The organism is Pseudomonas sp. SMN11 (assembly GCF_052041945.1).
Lineage (GTDB): Bacteria > Pseudomonadota > Gammaproteobacteria > Pseudomonadales > Pseudomonadaceae > Aquipseudomonas.
This window is the reverse complement of sequence record NZ_JBKGGW010000001.1, coordinates 213999-237385: the sequence shown is the minus strand read 5'-3', so window position 1 is coordinate 237385 and position 23387 is coordinate 213999. Positions and strand designations below refer to the sequence as shown.

Annotated in this window: 24 protein-coding genes; 12 read left to right on the top strand and 12 right to left on the bottom strand. The window is 64.2% G+C overall.

Annotated features, from left to right (window positions below; all coding sequences use genetic code 11):
* Positions 1–191 precede the first annotated feature (191 nt).
* A complete protein-coding gene (locus tag ACLEJU_RS01140; RefSeq protein WP_012274004.1) occupies positions 192–1715 on the top strand; it encodes a fumarate hydratase in 1524 nt (507 codons plus the stop codon).
* A 45-nt stretch (positions 1716–1760) separates the two neighbouring features.
* Here ACLEJU_RS01140 and ACLEJU_RS01135 read toward each other — a convergent pair whose 3' ends face one another.
* The gene (locus tag ACLEJU_RS01135; protein WP_435421591.1) at positions 1761–2633 is read right to left on the bottom strand and encodes a carbon-nitrogen hydrolase family protein; all 873 of its coding nucleotides are present in this window, start codon (positions 2631–2633) and stop codon (positions 1761–1763) included.
* The gene (locus ACLEJU_RS01130) at positions 2630–3220 is read right to left on the bottom strand and encodes a GNAT family N-acetyltransferase (RefSeq protein ID WP_435421592.1); all 591 of its coding nucleotides are present in this window, start codon (positions 3218–3220) and stop codon (positions 2630–2632) included. The genes ACLEJU_RS01135 and ACLEJU_RS01130 overlap by 4 nt, the downstream gene beginning before the upstream one ends.
* Positions 3221–3335: 115 nt before the next feature.
* Here ACLEJU_RS01130 and ACLEJU_RS01125 point away from each other — a divergent pair, with 115 nt between their 5' ends.
* On the top strand, positions 3336–3734 hold the full coding sequence (locus ACLEJU_RS01125) for a nuclear transport factor 2 family protein (RefSeq protein WP_400721982.1): 399 nt from the start codon (positions 3336–3338) through the stop codon (positions 3732–3734).
* Between the two features lie 28 nt (positions 3735–3762).
* Here ACLEJU_RS01125 and ACLEJU_RS01120 read toward each other — a convergent pair whose 3' ends face one another.
* The 6 genes from ACLEJU_RS01120 to ACLEJU_RS01095 form a co-directional block, all read right to left on the bottom strand.
* Positions 3763–4341, bottom strand: coding sequence for a DJ-1/PfpI family protein (locus tag ACLEJU_RS01120; RefSeq protein ID WP_435421593.1), 579 nt, complete (start codon positions 4339–4341; stop codon positions 3763–3765).
* Positions 4342–4392: 51 nt separating this feature from the next.
* Positions 4393–5550, bottom strand: coding sequence for a phospholipase D-like domain-containing protein (locus tag ACLEJU_RS01115; RefSeq protein WP_435421594.1), 1158 nt, complete (start codon positions 5548–5550; stop codon positions 4393–4395).
* Between the two features lies 1 nt (position 5551).
* Positions 5552–6133, bottom strand: coding sequence for a YceI family protein (locus ACLEJU_RS01110; RefSeq protein WP_435421595.1), 582 nt, complete (start codon positions 6131–6133; stop codon positions 5552–5554).
* 44 nt (positions 6134–6177) lie between these two features.
* Positions 6178–6474 carry an amidase gene (locus ACLEJU_RS01105; protein WP_435421596.1) on the bottom strand — a complete coding sequence of 99 codons (297 nt, stop codon included), beginning with the start codon at positions 6472–6474 and terminating at the stop codon, positions 6178–6180.
* Entirely contained in the window at positions 6471–7550 is a 1080-nt protein-coding gene (locus tag ACLEJU_RS01100) for a serine hydrolase domain-containing protein (protein ID WP_435421597.1), read from the bottom strand. Before ACLEJU_RS01100 ends, ACLEJU_RS01105 begins: the two co-directional genes overlap by 4 nt.
* 68 nt (positions 7551–7618) lie before the next feature.
* Complete coding sequence (locus ACLEJU_RS01095; protein ID WP_435421598.1) at positions 7619–8506, bottom strand: acyl-CoA dehydrogenase; 888 nt, start codon at positions 8504–8506, stop codon at positions 7619–7621.
* Between the two features lie 147 nt (positions 8507–8653).
* Between ACLEJU_RS01095 and olsB the strand changes: the two genes are divergently transcribed.
* Both olsB and ACLEJU_RS01085 read left to right on the top strand, forming a co-directional pair.
* Positions 8654–9409 carry an L-ornithine N(alpha)-acyltransferase gene (olsB, locus tag ACLEJU_RS01090; protein ID WP_159409011.1) on the top strand — a complete coding sequence of 252 codons (756 nt, stop codon included), beginning with the start codon at positions 8654–8656 and terminating at the stop codon, positions 9407–9409.
* Positions 9409–10197: a lysophospholipid acyltransferase family protein gene (locus ACLEJU_RS01085; protein ID WP_435421599.1), complete on the top strand. Its 789-nt coding sequence runs from the start codon at positions 9409–9411 to the stop codon at positions 10195–10197. The genes olsB and ACLEJU_RS01085 overlap by 1 nt, the downstream gene beginning before the upstream one ends.
* A gap of 66 nt (positions 10198–10263) precedes the next feature.
* On the opposite strand, the gene ACLEJU_RS01080 is transcribed toward ACLEJU_RS01085, so the two are convergent.
* Positions 10264–10848, bottom strand: coding sequence for an ACP phosphodiesterase (locus ACLEJU_RS01080; RefSeq protein ID WP_435421600.1), 585 nt, complete (start codon positions 10846–10848; stop codon positions 10264–10266).
* 152 nt (positions 10849–11000) lie between these two features.
* Here ACLEJU_RS01080 and ACLEJU_RS01075 point away from each other — a divergent pair, with 152 nt between their 5' ends.
* Together ACLEJU_RS01075 and ACLEJU_RS01070 are read left to right on the top strand one after the other, a co-directional pair.
* Entirely contained in the window at positions 11001–11303 is a 303-nt protein-coding gene (locus ACLEJU_RS01075) for an ArsR/SmtB family transcription factor (protein WP_054885082.1), read from the top strand.
* 17 nt (positions 11304–11320) lie between these two features.
* A complete protein-coding gene (locus ACLEJU_RS01070; RefSeq protein ID WP_435421601.1) occupies positions 11321–12370 on the top strand; it encodes an alkene reductase in 1050 nt (349 codons plus the stop codon).
* A gap of 123 nt (positions 12371–12493) precedes the next feature.
* On the opposite strand, the gene ACLEJU_RS01065 is transcribed toward ACLEJU_RS01070, so the two are convergent.
* From ACLEJU_RS01065 to ACLEJU_RS01055, 3 genes are all read right to left on the bottom strand, one after another.
* Entirely contained in the window at positions 12494–13315 is an 822-nt protein-coding gene (locus ACLEJU_RS01065; protein ID WP_435421602.1) for an ATPase, read from the bottom strand.
* A gap of 87 nt (positions 13316–13402) precedes the next feature.
* The gene (locus ACLEJU_RS01060) at positions 13403–14398 is read right to left on the bottom strand and encodes an NAD-dependent epimerase/dehydratase family protein (protein WP_435421603.1); all 996 of its coding nucleotides are present in this window, start codon (positions 14396–14398) and stop codon (positions 13403–13405) included.
* Between the two features lie 45 nt (positions 14399–14443).
* A complete protein-coding gene (locus ACLEJU_RS01055) occupies positions 14444–15334 on the bottom strand; it encodes a LysR family transcriptional regulator ArgP (protein ID WP_435421604.1) in 891 nt (296 codons plus the stop codon).
* Between the two features lie 90 nt (positions 15335–15424).
* Between ACLEJU_RS01055 and ACLEJU_RS01050 the strand changes: the two genes are divergently transcribed.
* From ACLEJU_RS01050 to ACLEJU_RS01025, 6 genes are all read left to right on the top strand, one after another.
* On the top strand, positions 15425–16024 hold the full coding sequence (locus tag ACLEJU_RS01050; RefSeq protein ID WP_159409003.1) for a LysE/ArgO family amino acid transporter: 600 nt from the start codon (positions 15425–15427) through the stop codon (positions 16022–16024).
* A gap of 191 nt (positions 16025–16215) precedes the next feature.
* A complete protein-coding gene (locus ACLEJU_RS01045; protein ID WP_294324867.1) occupies positions 16216–16812 on the top strand; it encodes a superoxide dismutase in 597 nt (198 codons plus the stop codon).
* A 238-nt stretch (positions 16813–17050) separates the two neighbouring features.
* On the top strand, positions 17051–19102 hold the full coding sequence (locus ACLEJU_RS01040) for a putative bifunctional diguanylate cyclase/phosphodiesterase (protein ID WP_435421605.1): 2052 nt from the start codon (positions 17051–17053) through the stop codon (positions 19100–19102).
* A 159-nt stretch (positions 19103–19261) separates the two neighbouring features.
* The gene (locus tag ACLEJU_RS01035) at positions 19262–20599 is read left to right on the top strand and encodes an imelysin family protein (protein WP_435421606.1); all 1338 of its coding nucleotides are present in this window, start codon (positions 19262–19264) and stop codon (positions 20597–20599) included.
* A 276-nt stretch (positions 20600–20875) separates the two neighbouring features.
* Positions 20876–22303, top strand: coding sequence for a di-heme oxidoredictase family protein (locus ACLEJU_RS01030; RefSeq protein ID WP_435421607.1), 1428 nt, complete (start codon positions 20876–20878; stop codon positions 22301–22303).
* 19 nt (positions 22304–22322) lie between these two features.
* Positions 22323–23387 (top strand): imelysin family protein, encoded by a 1065-nt coding sequence (locus tag ACLEJU_RS01025; protein ID WP_435421608.1) that lies wholly within the window; start codon positions 22323–22325, stop codon positions 23385–23387.

Below are 23387 nucleotides of genomic sequence, written 5' to 3'. Positions count from 1 at the left end.
AAAGGATGCCTGGCGCCTGCCGACCATGGTCCAGACCACACGCAGGTGTTTCGAGCGGTGAGGCGCGCTATACTGCCGCGCCCTTTTGCGTCGGCCAGCCTGCCGGCGCGCCTTGCAAGGCGCTTCGACACGCTGGTCGGCACCGTCGAGCGTCTTTTTGAATGTTCCCGTCTTTAAGAGGAGCGCGCTGCATGACCGTGATCAAGCAAGACGACCTGATTCAGAGCGTCGCCGACGCCCTGCAATTCATCTCGTACTACCACCCCGTCGATTTCATCCAGGCGATGCACGAGGCCTACCTGCGCGAAGAGTCGCCTGCGGCACGCGACTCCATCGCCCAGATCCTGATCAACTCGCGCATGTGCGCCACCGGCCACCGCCCGATCTGCCAGGACACCGGTATCGTCACCGTGTTCGTGCGCGTGGGCATGGACGTGCGCTGGGACGGCGCCACCCTGAGCGTCGACGACATGATCAACGAAGGTGTGCGTCGCGCCTACAACCTGCCTGAAAACGTCCTGCGCGCCTCGATCCTGGCCGACCCGGCCGGTGCCCGCAAAAACACCAAGGACAACACCCCGGCCGTCATCCACTACTCCATCGTCCCTGGCGACAAGGTCGAGGTCGACGTTGCAGCCAAAGGCGGCGGCTCGGAGAACAAGTCGAAGATGGCCATGCTCAACCCGTCCGACTCGATCGTCGACTGGGTGCTGAAGACCGTCCCGACCATGGGCGCTGGCTGGTGCCCGCCTGGCATGCTCGGCATCGGCATCGGCGGTACCGCCGAGAAGGCCGCGGTGATGGCCAAGGAAGTGTTGATGGAGTCCATCGACATCCACGAACTGAAAGCCCGTGGCCCGCAGAACCGCCTCGAAGAAATCCGTCTGGAGCTGTTCGAGAAGGTCAACCAGCTGGGCATCGGCGCCCAGGGCTTGGGCGGCCTGACCACCGTGCTCGACGTCAAGATCATGGACTACCCGACCCACGCAGCTTCGCTGCCGGTCTGCATGATCCCCAACTGCGCCGCCACCCGCCACGCCCACTTCGTGCTCGACGGCTCCGGCCCTGCCGAGCTTGAAGCACCGTCGCTGGATGCCTACCCGGAAATCGTCTGGGAAGCCGGCCCGAGCGCCCGCCGCGTCAACCTCGACGACATCACCCCTGAGGAAGTCGCCAGCTGGAAGCCAGGCGAGACCATCCTGCTCAACGGCAAGATGCTCACCGGCCGCGACGCCGCGCACAAACGCATGGTCGAGATGCTCAACCGCGGTGAAGAACTGCCGGTGGACCTGAAAGGCCGCTTCATCTACTACGTCGGCCCGGTCGACCCGGTCGGTGACGAAGTGGTAGGCCCAGCCGGCCCGACCACTGCCACCCGCATGGACAAGTTCACCCGCCAGATCCTCGAGCAGACCGGCCTGCTGGGCATGATCGGCAAGTCCGAGCGTGGCCCGACCGCTATCGAAGCGATCAAGGACAACAAGGCCGTGTACCTGATGGCCGTGGGTGGCGCTGCCTACCTGGTGGCCCAGGCCATCCGCAAGTCGAAGGTCCTGGCCTTCGCCGAGCTGGGCATGGAAGCGATCTACGAGTTCGAGGTCAAGGACATGCCGGTGACCGTCGCGGTCGACAGCAACGGTGAGTCGGTGCACATCACTGGCCCTGCCCTGTGGCAGAGCAAGATTGCTCAAAGCCTGGCAGTCGAGGTGAAGTAAGCCTCCTGTAACGGTGGTGGCCCCGGCATGGGGCCACCGCTGTTTTCACAAGATTCTCTCGAACTGCTCCGGCCAGTCCCTGCGAGTAAACACCTGCCCTTCCCGCCTCACCCGCCGCACTTCCTCAAGATCCACCTCGCACACCAGCCACTGGCTGCTCACCGGGCTCATCGCCTGACTCAACGCAACCACCCCGTCCCCCGGCAGCCCATGATCCGGCGGAACGAACAGCCCAGCCCGGCCGATATTCTCATCCAGTGCCGGCGACCAGGGCGCCACCCCCACCGTCGGGCTCTGCAACACGGCAATCTGGTTTTCCAATGCCCGTGCCTGCGCGCCAATGCGTACCCGATGGTAGCCCGCCTCGGTGTCGGTGCAGCTCGGCGCCAGGATCAGGTCGGCACCACCCTCGGCCAAGCGCCGCGCCAGCATCGGGAACTCGTTGTCATAGCAGATCAGAATGCCCAGGCGCCCGAGATCAGTATCAAACACCTGCTGGCCATGACCTGCGGCAATGCCCCAATGCTCCCGCTCGAAGCGGGTCATCATCAGTTTGTCCTGATAACCGAGCATGCCCTTGGGGCCGAACAGCCAGGCACGGTTGCGGTACTGCCCATCGCGGTCGAGCACCGGCAGACTGCCCGGCTGCAGGTAGATGCCCCAGCGCCGGGCAATCCCATCACACAGGGCCAGCCAGGGCTCGATCAGCGGCTGAATGCCGGTGATCAAGCCCTTGAGGTCGCCACGCTGTTCGGCCGGCAACTGGCCGCTGAGCACCAGCCCAGCGTATTCCGGCAACAACAGCAGCTGGGCGCCTTCTGCCACGGCCTCGGCACACAGGGCCTGCAAATGCTCGGCATAGGCGTCCCAGGTTTCATGCAGCTCGATGGCGTACTGGCAAGCCGCAAGGCGGATCAAATGGGCAGTTCCTTGGTCCAGAACGACATGATCTTTTCCGAGCTTTCCGACTCGTCCAAATCGCGCCAGGCGTAACTGGTGCGCAGCGCCGGCTCATGCAGGAAGCCGCGATTCCGCCAGAACCCGTGCAGCGGCTTGTAGTCCGCAGGCCGGCGCGGATGTACACCCGGGCGCTCCACGGCACAGAACGCGCAGAAGTCGAACTCGGCCAGTTTGTGGGCATAGGACTCGCGCTCGATGAAGAAGCGCACGCCCAGGCCCCGGCCGCGGTACGCCGGCAGTACCAGCGACTCACCGAAGTAGTAGACACTGGCCGGGTCGCGCCCCAGGGCCAGGAACGGCTGCTGGAACTGCGGGGCCACATCTACCAGCGGCAGTCCGGTGGAGGCACCCACCACCTGGCCTTCGTCCAGGGCCAGCACCACCAGGCTGCGGCCGGAACGGGTGTAGCTGGCCAGGTATTCGGCCTCGTACTCCGGGGTGCCGTCGTAGAGGTAGGGGAACTCGCGGAACACGGTCAGGCGCAGGCGAGCGAGGTCATCGATGTAAGGCGCGATAGCGGCGCCGTGCAACAGGCGTATTTCCATGCTTGGCGGTCGTTTTGTCGATGTGGATGACGCGCTCGGCTAAGCCGGGCTTGAGGGGAAACCCTATCATCCGAGCCAGCACACCGCCTTTTCCCTACACGACAGGTATTGTTCCATGACCGCTACCGAACTGGTAAATGCTTACTACGCCGCTTTCAATGCCGGCGACATGCCGGCCTTCCTGGCACTACTCAGCGAAGACGTGATCCATGACATCAACCAGGGCGAGCGGCACATGGGTAAAGCGAAGTTCGCTGCGTTCATGGACAAGATGAACCGCTGCTACCGCGAGCGCCTGGCCGACATCGTGGTGATGCAGAACGCCGACGGCAGCCGGGCGGCGGCGGAATTCACCGTGCATGGCGAATACCTGGCCGACGACGAAGGGCTGCCGGCAGCCAATGGGCAGACCTACGTGCTGCCGGCGGGGGCCTTTTTCTACATTCACTGCGGCAAGATTGCCCGGGTCACCAACTACTACAACCTCAATGACTGGATCGAGCAGGTTGCCTGACGCAACACGGCCCCTGTGGGAGCGTTCGTCAGGCGATACGGGTGCCGAGTACCTTGAGGAAAGCGGCCAGCCACGCCGGGTGCGCTGGCCACGCAGGCGCGGTCACCAGGTTGCCATCGACATGCGCCTGGTCCACCGCGATATCGATGAACGTACCACCCGCCAGGCGCACTTCCGGCGCACATGCCGGATAAGCACTGCACTCGCGCCCTTCCAGCACACCCGCTGCCGCCAGCAGCTGCGCGCCATGGCACACCGCCGCAATCGGCTTGCCGGCCTGGTTGAACGCTCGCACCAGCTCCAGCACCTTCTCATCCAGGCGCAGGTACTCCGGCGCCCGGCCACCGGGGATCAGCAACGCGTCGTACCCCTCGGCCCGCACCCGCACGAAATCGTAGTTCAAGGCAAAATTGTGCCCTGGCTTTTCGCTGTAGGTCTGCTCGCCTTCGAAATCATGAATCGCCGTGCGCACGGTCTGCCCCGCAACCTTCTCCGGGCACACCGCATGCACCGTGTGCCCGACCATGCTCAGTGCCTGGAACGGCACCATGGCTTCGTAATCTTCGACATAGTCGCCAACCAGCATGAGAATCTTTTTCGCCGTCATCGCACCCACTCCTTCGATTGCCTAGAGACAGTCACTGCACGATAGCCGCTCTCAGTCGCGCCGGTCGAGCAAGTTGACCACCAGCCGGTCCAGCCAGCCCCATACGCGCTGCTTCACCCGACGCCACAGCGGCCGGGCATGCCAATGGTCAAGGTCGACCACCTCGCTCAAGGCAAAATCGCGCTCGAAGCTGGCTTGCACGGCGGCCGTCAGCGGTGGGTCGAGGGCCTCGATGTTGGCTTCCAGGTTGAAGCGCAGGTTCCAGTGATCGAAGTTGCACGAGCCGACACTGACCCAGTCGTCGATCAGCACCATCTTCAAGTGCAGGAAGCACGGCTGGTACTCGTAGATGCGCACTCCGGCACGCAGCAATCGGGGGTAATAGCGGTGCCCGGCATAACGCACCGAAGGATGGTCGGTACGTGGCCCGGTCAGCAGCAAGCGCACGTCAACGCCTTTGCCGGCGGCGCGGCGCAACGACCGGCGCACGCTCCAGGTCGGCAGGAAGTAAGGCGTGGCCAGCCACACCCGCTGCTTGCCACTGTTGATCGCCCGAACCAGCGAATGCAGGATGTCCTGATGCTGACGGGCGTCGGCATAGGCCACCCGGCCCATGCCCTGGCCTTGCACCGGCACCTTGGGCAGGCGCGGCAAGCCGAAGCCTTCGGCCGGGCGCCAGGCGGTGCGGCGGTTGTTGGCTTGCCACTGGCGGTCGAACAGCAACTGCCAGTCGGTCACCACGGGCCCTTGCATCTGCACCATCACCTCGTGCCATTCGCTGGTCGGCTCACCTGGCGTCCAGAACTCGTCGGTGACGCCAGTGCCACCGACTACCGCCCAGCGTTCGTCCACCAGCAACAGCTTGCGGTGGTCGCGGTACAGATTGCGAAAACCACGTTTCCAGCGCAAGCGGTTGTACCAGCGCAAGTACACCCCGGCCTCCAGCAGGCGCTGGCGCAACGCCGCCGTAAAGGCCAGCGAGCCATAGTCATCGAACAGGCAACGCACTCGCACGCCGCGGCGTGCCACCTGCTCCAGCGCCTCAACCACCGCCTCGGCACAGGCACCGGCCTCGACCAGGTAGAGTTCGAGGTCGACCTGGAACTCGGCGCGCAGGATCGCCTGGAGCATGCGCGGAAAGAACTCGGGGCCGTCGATCAGCAGTTCGAATTCATTGCCATCCCGCCAGGGGAAGACCGGCCCCGGCATGTCAGCGGGCGTTGAAGATCAGTACCGCATTGACCGGTACCGACGGATTGATGGATTTCAGCTTGGCGAACTTGCGCAGGCTTTCCAGCCCTGGCAACAGGCCAAAGTCCGAGGCCCGCAGTACCAGCGGCTCGAGGGTCACTACCTGAAAGCGCCGCTGATCCAGGCGGGTGGCCAGCAGCAGCGCGTTGTAGCTGTGTGACTGGCCATGCAGGGTGACGGTCAGCGGCAGGCGCAGTTCGATCTGCGCACCATCGGCCAGGTCGTTGATCGGTCGCAGGTCGATCTGCGCCTTCACGCTCGCCTCGGCGAAGCGCTCCACCTCGAACAGGTTGTCGCGCATCTGTTCGTCACGCAGCGGGATGCCGCTGCTCACCGAGTCCATTTCGATGCTCAGCGCAGCCGCGCCCTTGCGGTCAACGCTGCCATGCAACACCAGAAAACGATGCACCTCGGTGGTATCACCGTTCTTGCCGGTGACGAAAGAAAGGCGTGAGGACTCGCCATCGAGGTGCCAGTTGGCGTGGGCGGGCAGGCACAAAGCCAGCAGCAGGGCAGGTAGAAAACGGGGCAGCTTGAACATGGCAGGTCTCGTGAAACTTGACCGCCAACCTTACCCGCCCGTCCTCATGGCAGCAAGCGGCAGCCGGCCTGCGCGCTCTGCCAGGCCGCCTGGTTGCGCTGGCCGAGGCCCTCGGCGGTGACCCGCCGTTGCGGGCCGTCTTCCTCCAGCCGGCTCAGGGGCAACCATTGCTTCACATAGCCCCGGCAATAGGCCTCGTCGAAGCCCATGACAAAGCGGCAAGAGCAGTACTCCTTGGCCGAATAGGCCGAGAGAATACCTGGGAAGTCCGCCAGCGCCTGGCGCTCCAGCCAGGCCCAGCCGAGCAAGGCGACGATCACCAGCAACAGCACGCGCTTCATGCGCCCTCCTTGACCAGCGCCGCCAGCACCCGCTTGAGCAGTTCGTTATGGCTGTAGCTGGCGTCGCGGTCATCGGCATAGCGCACGATCAGCAATTTTTGCGACGGCACGATGTACAGCGCCTGGCCCCAGTGGCCAAGCGCGGCGTAGGTATCGGTCGGGGCATCGGGCCACGGTGTCGGGCTACCTGGCAATGGCAGGTTGAGCCACCAGTGGCCACCCGGGTTGGCTTCGCCGGGCATCGTGGCGGCCTGGGTAAAGGGAGTGCGGTTGAAGGCAACCCAGCTCGGCGGCAACAGCTGGCGGCCTTGCCAGCGGCCATCGCGCTGCATCAGCAAGCCGATGCGCGCCAGGTCGCGGGCACTGAGATAAAGGTAGGAAGAGCCAACGAACGTACTCGCGCCGTCACGCTCCCAGACCGCGCTGTCGATACCCAGCGGGGTGAACAGTGCCTGCCAGGGGTAGTCGGCATAGGTGCCGGCATCGAGCATGCCGCGCAAGGCGGCTGCCAGCACGTTGCTGTCGCCGCTGGAGTAGGAAAAGCGCTGGCCGGGCTTTTCGGCGCTGGCACGGGCTGCGGTATAGGCCGCCATGTCGTCGCGCCCACGGGTATAGAGCATGGCCACGACGGAGGACTTCAACGGTGCGTATTCATAGTCTTCCTGCCAGTCCAGGCCGCTGGCCCAGTGCAGCAGGTCGGCCAGGTGCACGTCAGGATGGGCCTGCATCGGCGGGTAGAAACGTGCGGCCGGGTCCTGCAGCTGGAAACGGCCCTCACCCTGGGCGACGCCGAGCACGGTGGCCAGCACGCTCTTGCTGACCGACCAGGTCAGGTGGGCGGTATTGGCGGTGGTGGGGGCACTGTAGCGTTCGTGGAGGATGCGACCGTCGCGGATGATCAACAGGGCGTCGGTGCGGATGCCGCTGCGTTCGCTGGCGTTGCGCTCGGGGAAGGCGTAGGCGTCGACGGCCTGCCAGTCGAAGGTGGCGTTGTCGATGGGCCAGTCAGGTGCGGGCCAGACTTCGGCCCAGGCAGGGCACATGGCTAAAGCAAGAAGCAGTGCAAATGCTTTCATCTTCATCGCCTGCTGGGGGCCGCTTTGCGGCCCCGGGATCAAAAAAGGTCACACAGCTTTTCAGGCTTTCATGACAGCCCTGCTGCCACCCAGGCCTTGGCCAGGCGCTTTTCCCGCGCCGCAGTGGCCAATGCCAGCACCCCCTGATCCCGCTGCCACAGCTGCGCCCATTGCTCCGGCCCCGCCAGCAGCGCTTTGTCGATCGCCCCGCGCAGCTCCTGAAACTGCGAGAACAATCCACCCAGCAACAGGTGGCAGCCGACGCTGTCGGCGCATTGCCGGCTGCCCTCGGCACATCCCGCCAACAAACCCAGCAGACGCAGGCGCAGCTCCTGCGGCCAGCCGCACTCCTGCCCCACCCCATACAGCCAGGCCGTCAGCGCCGCGAGCACGTACAAGTCCTCCAGCGAGCGGAACGGTTTGACGTAAGCATCCCAACCATCGCCAGCCAGCAGCTCACAGGCCGCATCCTGCAACTGCAATCGTCCGTGCCCTACCTCGGGCATCAGCGGCAGGGTCGGCAGTGCCTCAAGCGTCACCCCCGCCTCCCCCGGGTAAACCACCGCCAGGCTCAGCCGTGGTGTTTCACCCAGCCCTTCGCTGCGCGCAGCAACCAGCAGCCACTCGGCATCCAGGCCGGCAGTGACGAAATCCTTGTTTCCATTCAGGCGCAAACCGACCAGCCGGGTATGCATGTCAGCCGGGCGCACGCTGCGCCGCTCGGTGGCGCACAGTGCCCCAAGGCTGGCGGGTGCACTGGGCCAGAGCACGCGCAGGGCGGCCTGGTAACCGATAAGGAAGGCCAGGCCCGGCGTGGCCATGGCACGCCCGCCCAGCACCGCCAGTTCGAACGGGGCAACCGCGCCAAGGCGCTCGAGCTGCGCGGCATAGGTCTCGCCCAAGGTGCCGGCCAGGGGCTGGCGGAGAGGGTCGTTGAGTCGTTGCAACCAGGCCATCGGGCGCTCCTTCAAGGGGGCTGTTCTGGGGTGTCATGCAAGCATCACCAAAGGTTCACAGGGGTGACACCGCGCCTACCTAGGCTGACTTTGCACAACAAAGCCGACCGGCCGCAACCTTTCATGGCTGGCTTATGGAGACTCGTAATGACTCGGATCGCTCACTCTGGCGACAACAGCACTGAACGCCGTCTGCAAGCCGAACGCCTGGTCGGCGCCGCGGCCCTGCAGGAAGCCCAGGCCCTGCGCTACAAGGTGTTCAGCGCAGAATTCAAGGCCAAGCTCAAAGGCGCCGAACTGGGCCTGGACATGGATGACTACGACGTACATTGCCGCCACATCGGCGTGCGCGACCTGAGCACCGGCGAGCTGGTAGCCACCACCCGCCTGCTCGACCACCAGGCCGCCAGCAGCCTGGGGCGCTTCTACAGCGAAGAAGAATTCAGCCTGCACGGCCTGCTGCAACTGCAGGGCCCGATCCTCGAACTGGGCCGTACCTGCGTCGCCGCCGACTACCGCAATGGGGGCACCATCGCCGTGCTCTGGGGCGAACTGGCCGAGGTGCTCAACGAGGGCCGCTACAGCTACCTGATGGGTTGCGCCAGCATCCCCATGCAGGACGGCGGCGTGCAGGCCCACGCTGTCATGCAGCGCCTGCGCGAGCGCTACCTGTGCACCGAGCACCTGCGTGCCGAGCCGAAGAACCCGTTGCCCAGCCTGGCCCTGCCGAACAACGTCATCGCCGAAATGCCGCCGCTGCTCAAGGCCTATATGCGCCTGGGTGCGAAGATCTGCGGCGAGCCGTGCTGGGACGAGGATTTCCAGGTGGCTGATGTGTTCATCCTGCTCAAGCGTGACGACCTCTGCCCGCGCTACGCCCGCCACTTCAAGGCAGCGGTCTGATGCCTGGCCTGCGGGTGCTCGCCCGCCTCGCCAGGTTGCTGCTGGTATTGTCGCTCGGCATGCTCATGGCCGCCGTCATCGCCGCGGCCGAACGCCTGGGGATCAAGGCCTCCATCGAACTTCGCCAGCAATGGTCCTGCTGGTTCATGAAGCGCCTGGTCGGCGCCCTGCCCTTCGAGGTGCAGGTGATCGGTGAACTGCCACAACGGCCGATGCTGTGGGTCAGCAATCACGTGTCCTGGACCGATATTCCCCTGCTCGGCATGCTGCTGCCGTTATCGTTCCTGTCCAAGGCCGAGGTCCGCCACTGGCCGGTGGCCGGCTGGCTGGCAGAGAAGGCCGGCACGCTGTTCATTCGCCGCGGTGGGGGTGACGGACAGCGCCTGCGCGAACAGATCAGCGACCAGCTGGGGAATGCCCGGCCGCTGCTGATCTTCCCCGAAGGCACTACCACCGACGGTCGCCAACTGCGCACCTTCCACGGACGTCTGCTGGCCGGCGCCATCGACCAGGGCGTGGCAGTGCAGCCGGTGGCCATTCAGTACCTGCGCAACGGCGAGGCGGACCCGATTGCGCCGTTCATTGGCGACGATGACCTGGTTTCGCACCTGATGCGCTTGTTTGCCGAGCCACGGGGTGAGGTGCGTATTCACATATTGAAGCCGATTGGCAGCGTCGAGAAGGAACGTGCGGCGCTGGCGTTTCAGGCGCAACAGGCGATTCACATGGCGTTGTTCGGGGTTGAGGAAGTTGTAGCGGCGCCTCGCCGTCAGGCACGCGCTGCCTGATGTATAGCCTGTACTGGCCTCTTCGCGGGCATGCCCGCGAAGAGGCCAGAGAAGAAAGCACAAGGCTCAGCTGTCAGACAGCCTTCCGGCCGCCGCAAACGCCTGCAATTGTGGGTAGAACTCGCGGAAATCCGCCAGCAACGGTTCATACAACCGCTCCAGCTCATCCATTACCCCGGCCATCCCATCCGGCCGCGACAAGCGCCGGGCGATGCCGTTGAACACCTGCTCCAGCGTGGCGAAATCGCCATACGCCCCCAGCCAGTCATCCGCCGCCATGAACGGCGCAATCCGCGCCAGCCGCCCTGGCAGCTCGGGCTCGGCCAGCAACACCCGGTAAAATTCCCCGGTGAACTGCGCCAGCGGCTGCTCGGCGTAATCTCCCCAGTGCCGCGCCAGGCAATGATCGAAAAACACATCCAGGACGATCCCGGCAAAACGCCGCCGCTCCCGCGGAAAACGCGCCAGCGCCGCCAGCACCAAGGGATGCTGGTCGGTGTAGCTGTCGATATGCCGGTGCAGCCGGATCGCCGCCTCCAGCGCAGGCGGGAAGCGCCCCTCCAGCGAGCCTTTGACGAAGTCGCCATACAGGCTGCCGAGCAGTTGCTGCGGCGCCGGGCCGCCCAGGTGCAGGTGTGCGAGGTAGTTCATGGCCGCAGTCTAGCACCCCGATCACGCATATCGTTATAACGCGATATAGCGATTCGCGCTCAGCTCAGAACCTCTTCATATTTGTGTATCGCGAAATACCGATGTACGTTTCGTCCTATCGCGATATACCGCTACTGCACGAGTCTCAACCCATGCCACTCGATCTCGACGAAATCATAAAAGCGCTGGCCCACCCGGTCAGGCGAGAAATTCTCAGCTGGCTGAAAGACCCGGCAACGCAGTTCCCCGACCAGTACCACAGCACCGAGAACGGTGTCTGTGCCGGGCAGATCGACCAGCGCTGCGGGCTGTCGCAGTCGACCGTCTCTGCCCACCTGGCCACCTTGCAGCGGGCCGGCCTGATCAGCAGCCAGAAGGTCGGCCAGTGGCACTTCTTCAAACGCAACGAAGCCACCATCGAGGCGTTCCTCGAACAACTGCGCCAAGCGCTTTGACAAGGCAGGTAACCGTTATGACCACGCTTTTCGATCCGATCCAACTGGGCGACGTGCAACTGCCCAACCGCATCATCATGGCCCCGCTGACTCGCTGCCGCGCCGATGAAGGCCGCGTGCCCAATGCGCTGATGGCCGAATACTACGTGCAGCGCGCCAGTGCCGGCCTGATTCTCAGCGAGGCGACATCGGTCAGCGCGATGGGCGTCGGCTACCCCGACACCCCCGGCATCTGGAACGACCAGCAGGTGCGTGGCTGGCACAACGTCACCCAGGCCGTGCACGGCGCTGGCGGGCGTATTTTCCTGCAGCTGTGGCACGTTGGCCGTATCTCCCACCCCAGCTATCTCAATGGTGAATTGCCGGTGGCCCCCAGCGCGATCCAGGCCAAAGGCCACGTCAGCCTGGTGCGCCCGCTGAGCGAGTACCCGACCCCGCGTGCACTGGAAACCGAAGAGATCGCCGACATCGTCGAGGCCTACCGCAGTGGTGCCGAGAACGCCAAGGCCGCGGGCTTCGATGGCGTGGAGATTCACGGCGCCAATGGCTACCTGCTCGACCAGTTCCTGCAGAGCAGCACCAACCAGCGTACCGATCGCTACGGCGGCTCGCTGGAAAACCGCGCTCGGCTGCTGCTGGAAGTGACCGATGCGGCCATCGAAGTCTGGGGAGCCGGCCGCGTCGGCGTGCACCTGGCGCCACGCGCCGATGCCCACGACATGGGCGATGCCGACCGCGCTGAGACCTTTACCTACGTGGCGCGCGAGCTGGGTAAACGCGGCATTGCCTTTATCTGCTCGCGGGAGAAGGAAGCCGACGACAGCATCGGCCAGCTGATCAAAGCGGCATTTGGCGGGCCTTATATCGTCAACGAACGCTTCGACAAGGCCAGTGCCAATGCTGCATTGGCGGCGGGCAAGGCCGATGCAGTGGCGTTTGGTGTGCCGTTTATCGCCAACCCTGATCTACCGGCGCGGCTGGCGGCGGATGCGCCATTGAATGAGGCACATCCGGAGACCTTCTATGGCAAGGGGCCGGTGGGGTACATCGATTATCCACGCCTGTGATCGAGATTGCCGGGGCCGCTTTGCGGCCCTTTCGCGACACAAGGCCGCTCCTACAAGAGATCGCGTTTCCCTGTAGGAGCGGCCTTGTGTCGCGAAAGAAGGGCAAAGCCCTCCCCTGCATTCTCAAGGCCGGGAATTGATCTGCTGCTGCAGGTTCTGAATCTGGTTCTGCAGGGTATTGAGGTTACGCGTGGTCTGTCCACGGAACGCATCGAACTCCTGCACCGTCGCCCCGCTCGACGACGCCGTGCGATTTTCCATCTGGGTCTTGAGCACCAGAACATCCTGCTCCAGGCTGTCGATCGCGGCTTTCTGATTACCCTGCTTCTTCAGTGCAGCCACCTCATCGTTGAGGTTCTTGAACTGGCCATCGAGCTTGCCGCCATCCACCTGCCCCGACTTCAGCGCCGCCAGCTCACCGTTCACCGCCTTCAACTGTGCCTGCAGCTGAGTCTGCAGCTCGGTCACCGCCTTCTGCTGCTCACGGGTATCCGCCAGCACCTGCTCCAGGCGCTTGCCCAGGTCACCGGCCTGCCCCGCCACACCTTGCTGTTGCTTGCCCTGCTCTGCCAGGCTGGCCTGCAACTGACGGATCTGCAGCTTCAGTGCTTCACTGCCGGTGGTGCTCGTAGACTCGCTGGCATCGACCTTGCCGCTGATCGCCTGCAAACGCCCGGCCGCTTCTTCGCTGATACGTGCAAAGCTTTCCTGGGTGGCCACCAGTTGCTGCTCCATCAGCGAGATCTGCTGGAAGCTCCACCAGCCCAGCCCGGCCAACGCAATGAACGACGCCCCCAGCAATGCCCACAGCGGCCCGTTGCTGGCCGGCTTGGCGGCCTTCTGGCGGCTGCGCGAGACGTGCGCGGGCAACAGCTCGTCGTCATCGGGGGTACCCGCCCGCAAGGTGGGCACATCATCGAAATCGTCGTTGGCATCGTTACGCATAGGTGGCTTCAACCGCGGTGGTAGCAAAGAGACATGAGTATAAACCGCTTGCGCGGCGCACTGATGACCATCATCTGCCGATCTGGTTCACTGCCCCAGTGGTTGATGCTTCCACCAGGCGCAGAATTCATCCAGCGCGGTCCACAGGCTGACCTTGGGCTGGTAATCCAGATATTGGCGGGCGCGGCTGATATCCAGGGTGAAATCACGGCTCATCACCTGCATACCCAGGCGCGACAAGGTCGGTTGCGGGCGACCGGGCCAAAGCATGCAGGCGGCTTCGTTCAGCGCCGCGATGCTGTAGGCCAGACCATAGGAGCGATAGCGGGTTACCTGCGGCAGATGCATCTGGCGCATCACGTAGTTGACCACGTCCCAAAGCGGCAGTGGCTGGCCGTTACTGATGTTGTAGGCCTGGCCCAGGGCGCGGTCTTCGGCGAACAAGGCGCTCAGCAGTGCCTCGTTGAGGTTGTGCACGCTGGTGAAATCGACTTTGTTCAGGCCGTTGCCGATAATCGCCACACGGCCCTTGCACTGCATCTGCATCAAGCGCGGGAAGATGCTCGCATCGCCAGCCCCGGTGACGAAGCGTGGGCGCAGCGCCAGCACTTCCAGACCGAACTCCTGGGCACCGAACACTTTCTGTTCAGCGATATGTTTGGTTTGTGCATAGTGGTCGTGAAAGCGGCGGGGCACCTGGTCTTCACGGATACCCAGGCGCGAACGGCCGTTGAAGTAGATCGACGGCGACGACAGGTGCACCAGACGCCGCACATGTTCCTTTAGGCAGCCTTCGACGACGTTTTCCGTGACCACCACGTTGCCCTGGTAGAAGTCCTGGTAACGACCCCAATTGCCCACCGCGCCCGCACAATGCACCACGGCCTCGACCCCTTGGCACAGGCGACGGGCCAGCTCAGGATCACCCAGGTCGCCAGGGATGAACTGTGCGCCGCGCTTGACCAGGTGCTCCACGCCCTCGGCACGCCGGCCGCTGACCCGTACAGCCAGGCCCTGCTCCAGGGCGAAGCGCGCAAAACGCCCGCCAATGAAGCCGCTCGCGCCGGTGACCAGAATTTGCATGTATGACTCCGCCTTGATTTCAGATGCAACAGACGCCAGCCGCCGCTACAAGGGCACCAGCCAGTGCCGGGCCGTGTGCCGCAGATGTTCGGTCAGTTGCGCGAGCAGCTGCCCGCCGTTGCGCCAATGATGCCAGTACAACGGCACATCGATGGGAGTATCGCTGCAGATTTCTACCAACTGGCCATTCGCCAACTGCTCACGGGCCTGCAACTCGGGCACCAGGCCCCACCCCAGGCCGGCCTCGGTCATGCGCAGAAAACCTTCGGACGACGGGCACAGGTGGTGCAGGAAACCGTCCTGAATTCCCAGCGAAGCCAGGTAACGGTGCTGCAGGAAATCGTCTGGCCCGTAGACGATGGCCGGCGTGCGGGCCAGGCGTTGCGCCGCGAAACCCTGCGGGAAATAGCGTGCCATGAACCCGGGGCTGGCCAGCGCCCGATAGCGCATGGCCCCCAACGGCAGGCTGCGTGCGCCAGCAACCGGCCGCTCGCTGCCACACAGGCAGGCTGCCACCTCACCCGCACGCATGCGCTTGAGGCCGACCTCCTGATCTTCAACCACCAGGTCGGTGAGCAGCTGATGCTCGGCGCAGAATGTGCCCACCGCACCGGCCCACCAGGTCGCCAGGCTGTCGGCATTGAGGGCAATACGCAAGCGCTCCGGCATGCCTTCCTCGTCCAGTGCCGGCACCTGACGCTGCAGGTCGCGCTCAAGCAGGCGCACCTGCTGCACATGGTTGAGCAACTGGCGGCCAACCTCGGTCGGGCTCGGCGGCGTGGCACGCACCAGTACCGGTTGGCCGACCCGCGCTTCGAGCAACTTGATGCGCTGCGAAATGGCCGACTGTGACAGCCCCAGCACCTGTGCGGCACGTTCGAAACCGCCTTGCTCGATCACCGCCGCGAGGGCAGCCAGCAGCTTGTAGTCGAACATCGATTTCCCTAATGACGGATCAGCTCTATTTGTTTTTCTTATACAGCGACACTCGCCACAATATCCAGCATCTTCTATGGAGTATTCGCCATGTGGCAAAGCTATCTCAACGGCATGCTGGTGGCCTTCGGCCTGATCATGGCCATCGGCGCACAGAACGCCTTCGTCCTCGCCCAGAGCCTGCGCCGCGAGCACCACTTGCCGGTGGCTGCGCTGTGCATCGTCTGCGACGCGATCCTGGTGGCAGCCGGCGTGTTCGGCCTGGCCACGGTGCTGGCGCACAACCCGACGTTGCTGGCGATCGCCCGCTGGGGCGGTGCGGTGTTCCTCATCTGGTACGGCGCCAAGGCCCTGCGCAGCGCCTTTTCCAAGCAGAGCCTGCAGCATCAGGAAGGCCAGGGCATGCGCTCGCGCCGGGCGGTATTGCTGAGCGCATTGGCGGTTACCCTGCTCAACCCACACGTGTACCTCGACACCGTGCTGCTGATCGGTTCGCTGGGGGCGCAGCAGACGGTGCCTGGTGCGTATGTGGCGGGCGCCGCCAGTGCCTCGTTGGTGTGGTTCTCGACCTTGGCGATCGGCGCCGCGTGGCTGGCTCCGTGGCTGGCTCGCCCGGCCACCTGGCGGATGCTCGACCTGATGGTGGCGGTGATGATGTTCGCCGTGGCGGCGCAACTGATCTTCAATTGAAGGCCGCCGGTCGGCGGCCGCCAACCGCTCTGGAACCTCTATTCCCTATCTTTGTTGCGTGGTTATGCGCCGGGCCCGGTGCTATGATCCAGCCCTTGCGTCGCAAAGAGTACAAACTCGCCGACGTACATCGGGCCGCCCGTGATCGGCCTTGCGCAAACCGCAAACAGACCTGAATCAGGAGATCCACCATGGCTTTTGAATTGCCGCCGCTGCCGTACGCCCACGATGCCCTGCAGCCGCACATCTCCAAGGAAACCCTGGAGTATCACCACGACAAGCACCACAACACCTATGTCGTGAACCTGAACAACCTGGTCCCAGGCACCGAATTCGAAGGCAAGACCCTGGAAGAGATCGTCAAGAGCTCTTCGGGCGGCATCTTCAACAACGCCGCTCAAGTCTGGAACCACACCTTCTACTGGAACTGCCTGGCACCTAACGCCGGTGGCCAGCCGACCGGCGCCCTGGCTGATGCCATCAACGCCGCTTTCGGTTCCTTCGACAAGTTCAAGGAAGAGTTCTCCAAGACTTCGATCGGCACCTTCGGTTCCGGCTGGGGCTGGCTGGTGAAGAAAGCTGACGGTTCCCTGGCCCTGGCCAGCACCATCGGCGCCGGCTGCCCGCTGACCAGCGGCGACACCCCGCTGCTGACCTGCGACGTCTGGGAGCACGCCTACTACATCGACTACCGCAACCTGCGTCCGAAGTACGTCGAGGCGTTCTGGAACCTGGTCAACTGGAAATTCGTTGCCGAGCAGTTCGAAGGCAAGACCTTCAAGGCCTGATTGATTCAGCCCTGAACGAAAAAGCCCGGCCCAGCGCCGGGCTTTTTCATGCCTGACAGTTTTGCCCAGAGGTCTTGCTCAGCGCGTATAGCACGCTAACATCAACCGTCTGGAAGTTTGATACCGCGCACTCAAGTTGCAGGGTCAGGCAACCGATACACTACCCATGGTCGGCCGATAGTGTATTGCCAACGTTAATGGCAAAATGATGTCATGCGCATGGATTAAGGAAACCCCATTGAAGCTGGAATTGCGGAACAGCTTGTCGGTCAAGTTGCTCAGGGTCGTGCTCCTTTCGGCGCTGGCGGTCGGCGTGGTCCTGAGTTGCGCGCAGATCGTCTACGACACCTACAAGACCCGCCAGGCCGTCAACAACGACGCCCAACGCATTCTCGACATGTTCCGCGACCCTTCTACCCAGGCGGTGTACAGCCTCGACCGGGAAATGGGCATGCAGGTGATGGAAGGCCTGTTCCAGGACGAGTCGGTGCGCATGGCCTCGATCGGCCACCCCAACGAAACCATGCTGGCGGAGAAGTCCCGCCCGCTGCAGGACATGTCGATGCGCTGGCTGACCGACCTGATCCTCGGCCAGGAACGCACCTACACCACCCAATTGGTCGGCCGTGGCCCCTATAGCGAGTACTACGGCGACCTGAGCATCACCCTCGATACTTCGTCCTATGGCGAAGACTTCCTGGTCAACGCGGTGATCATCTTCATTTCCGGTGTACTGCGCGCCCTGGCCATGGGCCTGGTGCTGTACCTGGTCTATCACTGGCTGTTGACCAAGCCGCTGTCGAAGATCATCGAGCACCTTACCCAGATCAACCCTGACCGCCCCAGCCAGCACCAGATCCCGCTGCTCAAGGGCCACGAGAAGAACGAACTGGGCATCTGGGTCAACACCGCCAACCAGCTGCTGGCCTCGATCGAGCGCAACACCCACCTGCGCCACGAAGCCGAGAACAGTCTGCAGCGCATGGCCCAGTATGACTTCCTCACCGGCCTGCCCAACCGCCAGCAATTGCAGGAGCAGCTCGACAAGATCCTCACTGACGCCGGCCGCCTGCAGCATCGCGTGGCCGTCCTGTGCTTAGGCCTGGACGACTTCAAGGGCATCAACGAGCAGTTCAGCTACCAGACCGGCGACCAGCTGCTGCTGGCCCTGGCCGACCGCCTGCGCGCCCACAGCGGGCGCCTGGGTGCCTTGGCGCGGCTGGGTGGCGACCAGTTCGCCCTGGTCCAGGCCAATATCGAGCAGCCTTACGAGGCGGCGGAACTGGCCCAGAGCATCCTCGACGACCTGGAACTGCCCTTTGGCCTCGACCACCAGCAGATCCGCCTGCGCGCCACCATCGGCATCACCCTGTTCCCCGAGGACGGCGACAGCACCGAGAAGCTGCTGCAGAAAGCCGAGCAGACCATGACCTTGGCCAAGGCCCGCTCGCGCAACCGCTACCAGTTCTACATCGCCAGCGTCGACAGCGAAATGCGCCGCCGCCGCGAGCTGGAAAAGGACCTGCGCGAAGCCCTGCCGCGCAACCAGCTGTACCTGGTCTATCAACCACAGATCAGCTACCGCGACCACCGCGTGGTCGGCGTCGAGGCTTTGCTGCGCTGGCAGCACCCGGAGCTGGGTATGGTCCCGCCCGACCAGTTCATCCCGCTGGCCGAACAGAACGGCAGCATCATCAGCATCGGTGAGTGGGTACTCGACCAGGCCTGCCGGCAGTTGCGCGAATGGCACGACCTGGGCTTCAGCGAACTGCGCATGGCGGTCAACCTGTCCACCGTGCAACTGCACCACAACGAGCTGCCACGGGTGGTCAACAACCTGCTGCAGGCCTATCGCCTGCCTCCGCGTAGCCTGGAGCTGGAGGTGACCGAGACAGGCCTGATGGAGGATATCAGCACCGCCGCCCAGCACCTGCTGAGCCTGCGCCGCTCCGGGGCGATGATCGCCATCGACGACTTCGGCACCGGCTACTCTTCGCTCAGCTACCTGAAGTCGCTGCCGCTGGACAAGATCAAGATCGACAAGAGCTTCGTCCAGGACCTGCTCGACGACGATGACGACGCCACCATCGTTCGCGCCATCATCCAGCTGGGCAAGAGCCTGGGGATGCAGGTAATCGCCGAAGGCGTGGAAACCGCCGAGCAGGAAACCTACATCATCGCCCAGGGTTGCCATGAGGGGCAGGGCTACCACTACAGCAAGCCGTTGTCGGCCCGCGAACTGACCAATTTCCTCAAGCAAGCCCAGCGCAATCAGGTCTCCGCGCTGTAACGCTTGCCCCCCGATTACCGGCCGTGACGCGCATTTACATGAATTGCTCGCCCACCCCTTTACAGCAAATGCAAATCTTTCGCATGATGTTGTCGTTTCGCGTGCCACGGCGCACGGCCTAACCCCTTGGTCCAACCACACGACGCAGGAAAACCAATAATGATTCGTATGCCTCTGGCCTCCGCCAGTCTGCTGGCCATCGCCATCGCTCTCGCCGGTTGCGGCGAAGGCAAGGATGACAAGGCCGCCGCTCCGCAAGCTCAGGCACCTGCTGCTGCCAGCACCACCGCTGCGGCGCCCGGGGCTGTCGACGAAGCGGCCGGCAAAGCCGTGGTCAAGCATTACGCCGAAATGGTCTATGCCGTGTACGGCGACGCGCTGAGCACCGCCAAGACCCTGCAGACCGCCGTCGACGCGTTCCTTGCCAAACCCAACGACGAAACCCTGAAGGCCGCCAAAGAGGCCTGGGCCGCCGCGCGCGTTCCGTACCTGCAGAGCGAGGCGTTCCGCTTCGGCAACACCATCATCGACGACTGGGAAGGCCAGGTGAACTCCTGGCCGCTGGACGAAGGCCTGATCGACTACGTCGACAAGAGCTACGAGCACGCCCTGGGCAACCCGGCGGCCAGCGCCAACATCATCGCCAACACCGAGATCCAGGTCGGCGAAGAGAAGGTCGACGTCAAGGACATCACCCCTGAGAAGCTGGCCAGCCTGAACGAACTGGCAGGTTCCGAAGCCAACGTCGCCACCGGCTACCACGCCATCGAATTCCTGCTCTGGGGCCAGGACCTCAATGGCACCGGCCCAGGCGCAGGCAACCGCCCGGCGTCCGACTACCTGGAAGGCAAAGGCGCCACCGGCGGCCACAACGACCGTCGTCGTGCCTACCTGAAAGCGGTCACCGAGCTGCTGGTCAAGGACCTCGAGGTGATGGTCGGCAACTGGGCACCGAACGTCGCCGACAACTACCGCGCCACCCTGGAAGCGGAACCTGCCGCCGATGGCCTGCGCAAGATGCTGTTCGGCATGGGCAGCCTGTCGCTGGGCGAACTGGCCGGCGAGCGCATGAAGGTCTCGCTGGAAGCCAACTCGCCGGAAGACGAGCAGGACTGCTTCAGCGACAACACCCACTACTCGCACTTCTACGACGCCCTGGGCATCCGTAACGTCTACCTGGGTGAGTACACCCGCGTCGACGGCACCAAGCTGACCGGGCCGAGCCTGTCGTCGCTGGTGGCCAAGGCCGACCCGGCTGCCGACACCACCCTCAAGGCCGATCTCGACGCCACCCAGGCGAAGATCCAGGTCATGGTCGACCACGCGCTCAAGGGCGAGCACTACGACCAGCTGATCGCCGCCGACAACGCTGCCGGCAACCAGATCGTGCGCGATGCCATCGCCTCGCTGGTCAAGCAGACCGGCTCGATCGAGCAGGCTGCTGGCAAGCTGGGTATTGCCAACCTGAACCCGGACACCGCCGATCACGAATTCTGATTCGCGGAACGGGTGTTGAAAAGAGGCGACCTTCGGGTCGCCTTTTTTCTGTGCCGGCCTCTTCGCGGCTAAAGCCGCTCCCACAGGAATGCGCTGCACATGAAGGCAGTGAGATCCTTATGGGAGCGGCTTTAGCCGCGAAAGGGCCAGTGAAGTCCATGAAAATGCAGAGATTTCACATCCTTTTCACCCGGGTAATTGCAAATTGCTCTTATTCAAACAAGGCTGGCCTGCTAAGCTTGCACGCCGGTTTTTCGTCCACGCCCAGGATTTTGCATGTCCTCGTCGCTGTCCCGACTCTCCCCTCTGCTGCTGGCCCTCGCCCTTGCCGCCTGTGACGACGCCCCGCGTTTCACCCAGGCCGAGCCCGGCGAAGCGCTGTCTGGCGGCCAGGCAACGGTCCAGCGCGACGACCGCAAGGCGTTTTCCCTGCCTTCGGCCAACCTCTCGGCCGAGCGGCGCCTGGACTTCGCCGTGGGCAACAGCTTCTTCCGCAGTCCTTGGGTAATCGCCCCGTCCACCACCACCGCGCGTGACGGCCTGGGCCCATTGTTCAACACCACGGCCTGCCAGAACTGCCACGTGCGCGACGGCCGCGGGCACCCGCCGGAGCCGGGCGACAGCAATGCCGTGGGCATGCTGGTGCGCCTGTCGATCCCCGATCAGCCTTACCTGGCCAAGGAGATCGAGCGCCTGGGCGTGGTCCCCGAACCCGTCTACGGCACGCAGCTGCAGGACATGGCCATTCCAGGCGTGGCACCAGAGGGCAAGGTACGGGTGAACTACACCACCCAGACCGTCACCTTCAAGGACGGCCACCCGGTCGAGCTGCGCCGCCCGACCCTGCAGATCACCCAGCTTGGCTACGGCGCTATGCACCCCGACACGCGCTTCTCGGCCCGCGTCGCCCCGCCGATGATCGGCCTCGGCCTGCTCGAAGCCATCCCCGAGGCCGACATCCTGGCCAACGAAGACCCGGACGACCGCAACCACGACGGTATCCGCGGCCGCGCCAACCGGGTCTGGGATGACGCACAGGGCAAGACCGTGATCGGCCGCTTCGGCTGGAAGGCCGGGCAGCCCAACGTCAACCAGCAGAACGTGCATGCCTTCAACGGTGACATGGGCCTGACCAGCACCTTGCAGCCAAAGGACGACTGCACTGCGGCCCAGGTCGACTGCCTTGCCGCGGCCAATGGCAACGGCGAAGGCGACGAGAAGGAGGTCAGCGACAATATCCTGCGCCTGGTCACCTTCTACACCCGCAACCTCGGCGTGCCTGCCCGTCGTGACGTCGGCGCACCGCAAGTGCTGGCCGGCAAGAACCTGTTCTTCCAGGCCGGCTGCCAGGCCTGCCACATCCCGCAGTTCACCACCGCTGCCAACACCGCCGAAGCGGAGCTGGCCAACCAGGTGATCCGCCCCTACAGCGACCTGCTGCTGCACGACATGGGCCCAGGCCTGGCCGATGAGCGCACCGAATTCGCCGCCAACGGCCAGGACTGGCGTACCCCGCCGCTGTGGGGCATCGGCCTGACCGAAACCGTCAGTGGCCACACCCAGTACCTGCATGACGGCCGCGCCCGCAACCTGCTCGAAGCCGTGCTCTGGCACGGCGGTGAAGCCCTGGCGGCGCGCGACCATGTCTTGACCTTCAATGCCGAGCAGCGCGCTGCGTTGCTGGCTTTCCTGAACTCACTTTAAAACGCGCAAGGAGCCGGGCATGTTCCGACCCAAACTGTTGTTCACCAGCCTCGCCGCACTCGCTCTGGGTGCCTGCTCGCCGCAGGACCCGCAGGCGGTGACTTCCGCCGCCATCGCCAAGCAGGTGATCCTGCCGACCTACAGCCGCTGGGTCGAAGCCGACCGCCAGCTGGCCGCCAGCGCCCTGGCCTACTGTGAAGGCAAGGAAAGCCTGGACACCGCACGCGCCGACTTCCTCAATGCGCAAAAAGCCTGGGCCGAACTGCAACCGCTGCTGGTCGGCCCGCTGGCCGAAGGCAACCGCGCCTGGCAGGTGCAGTTCTGGCCTGACAAGAAGAACCTGGTTGGCCGCCAGGTCGAGCAGCTGGTCAACGGCGACAAGCCGGTCGATGCTGCAGCCCTGGGCAAGGCCAGCGTCGTGGTACGCGGCCTGTCGGCCTACGAGTACATCCTCTTCGACAACAAGCCGGACATCGCCACGGCCGAGCAGAAAGCCCGCTACTGCCCGCTGCTGGTTGCCATCGCCGATCACCAGAAGGTCCTGGCCGAGGACATCCTCAAGTCCTGGAACAGCTCCGACGGCATGCTGTCGCAGATGACCAAGTTCCCCAACCAGCGCTACGCCGACTCCCACGAAGCGATCGCCGACCTGCTGCGCTCCCAGGTCACCGCCCTGGACACCCTGAAGAAGAAGCTGGGTGCGCCAATGGGCCGCCAGAGCAAGGGCATCCCGCAGCCGCTGCAGGCCGAAGCCTGGCGCAGCCATTCCTCGATGAAAAGCCTGGAAGCCACCCTCAAGGCCGCCCAGGCGGTATGGGTAGGGGTCGACAATCAGGGCCTGCGTGGCCTGCTGTCCAGCGATCAGAAAGCCCTGGCGCAGAAGATCGACGACGCCTACGCTACGGCGCTCAAACTGCTGGCCGACAACCAGAAGACCCTCGGCGAGCTGCTGGCCGACGACGCCGGTCAACAGACCCTCAACCAGATCTACGATGCCCTCAACGTCGTCCACCGCCTGCACGAAGGCGACCTGGCCAAGGCGCTGAACATCCAGCTGGGCTTCAATGCCAACGACGGTGACTGA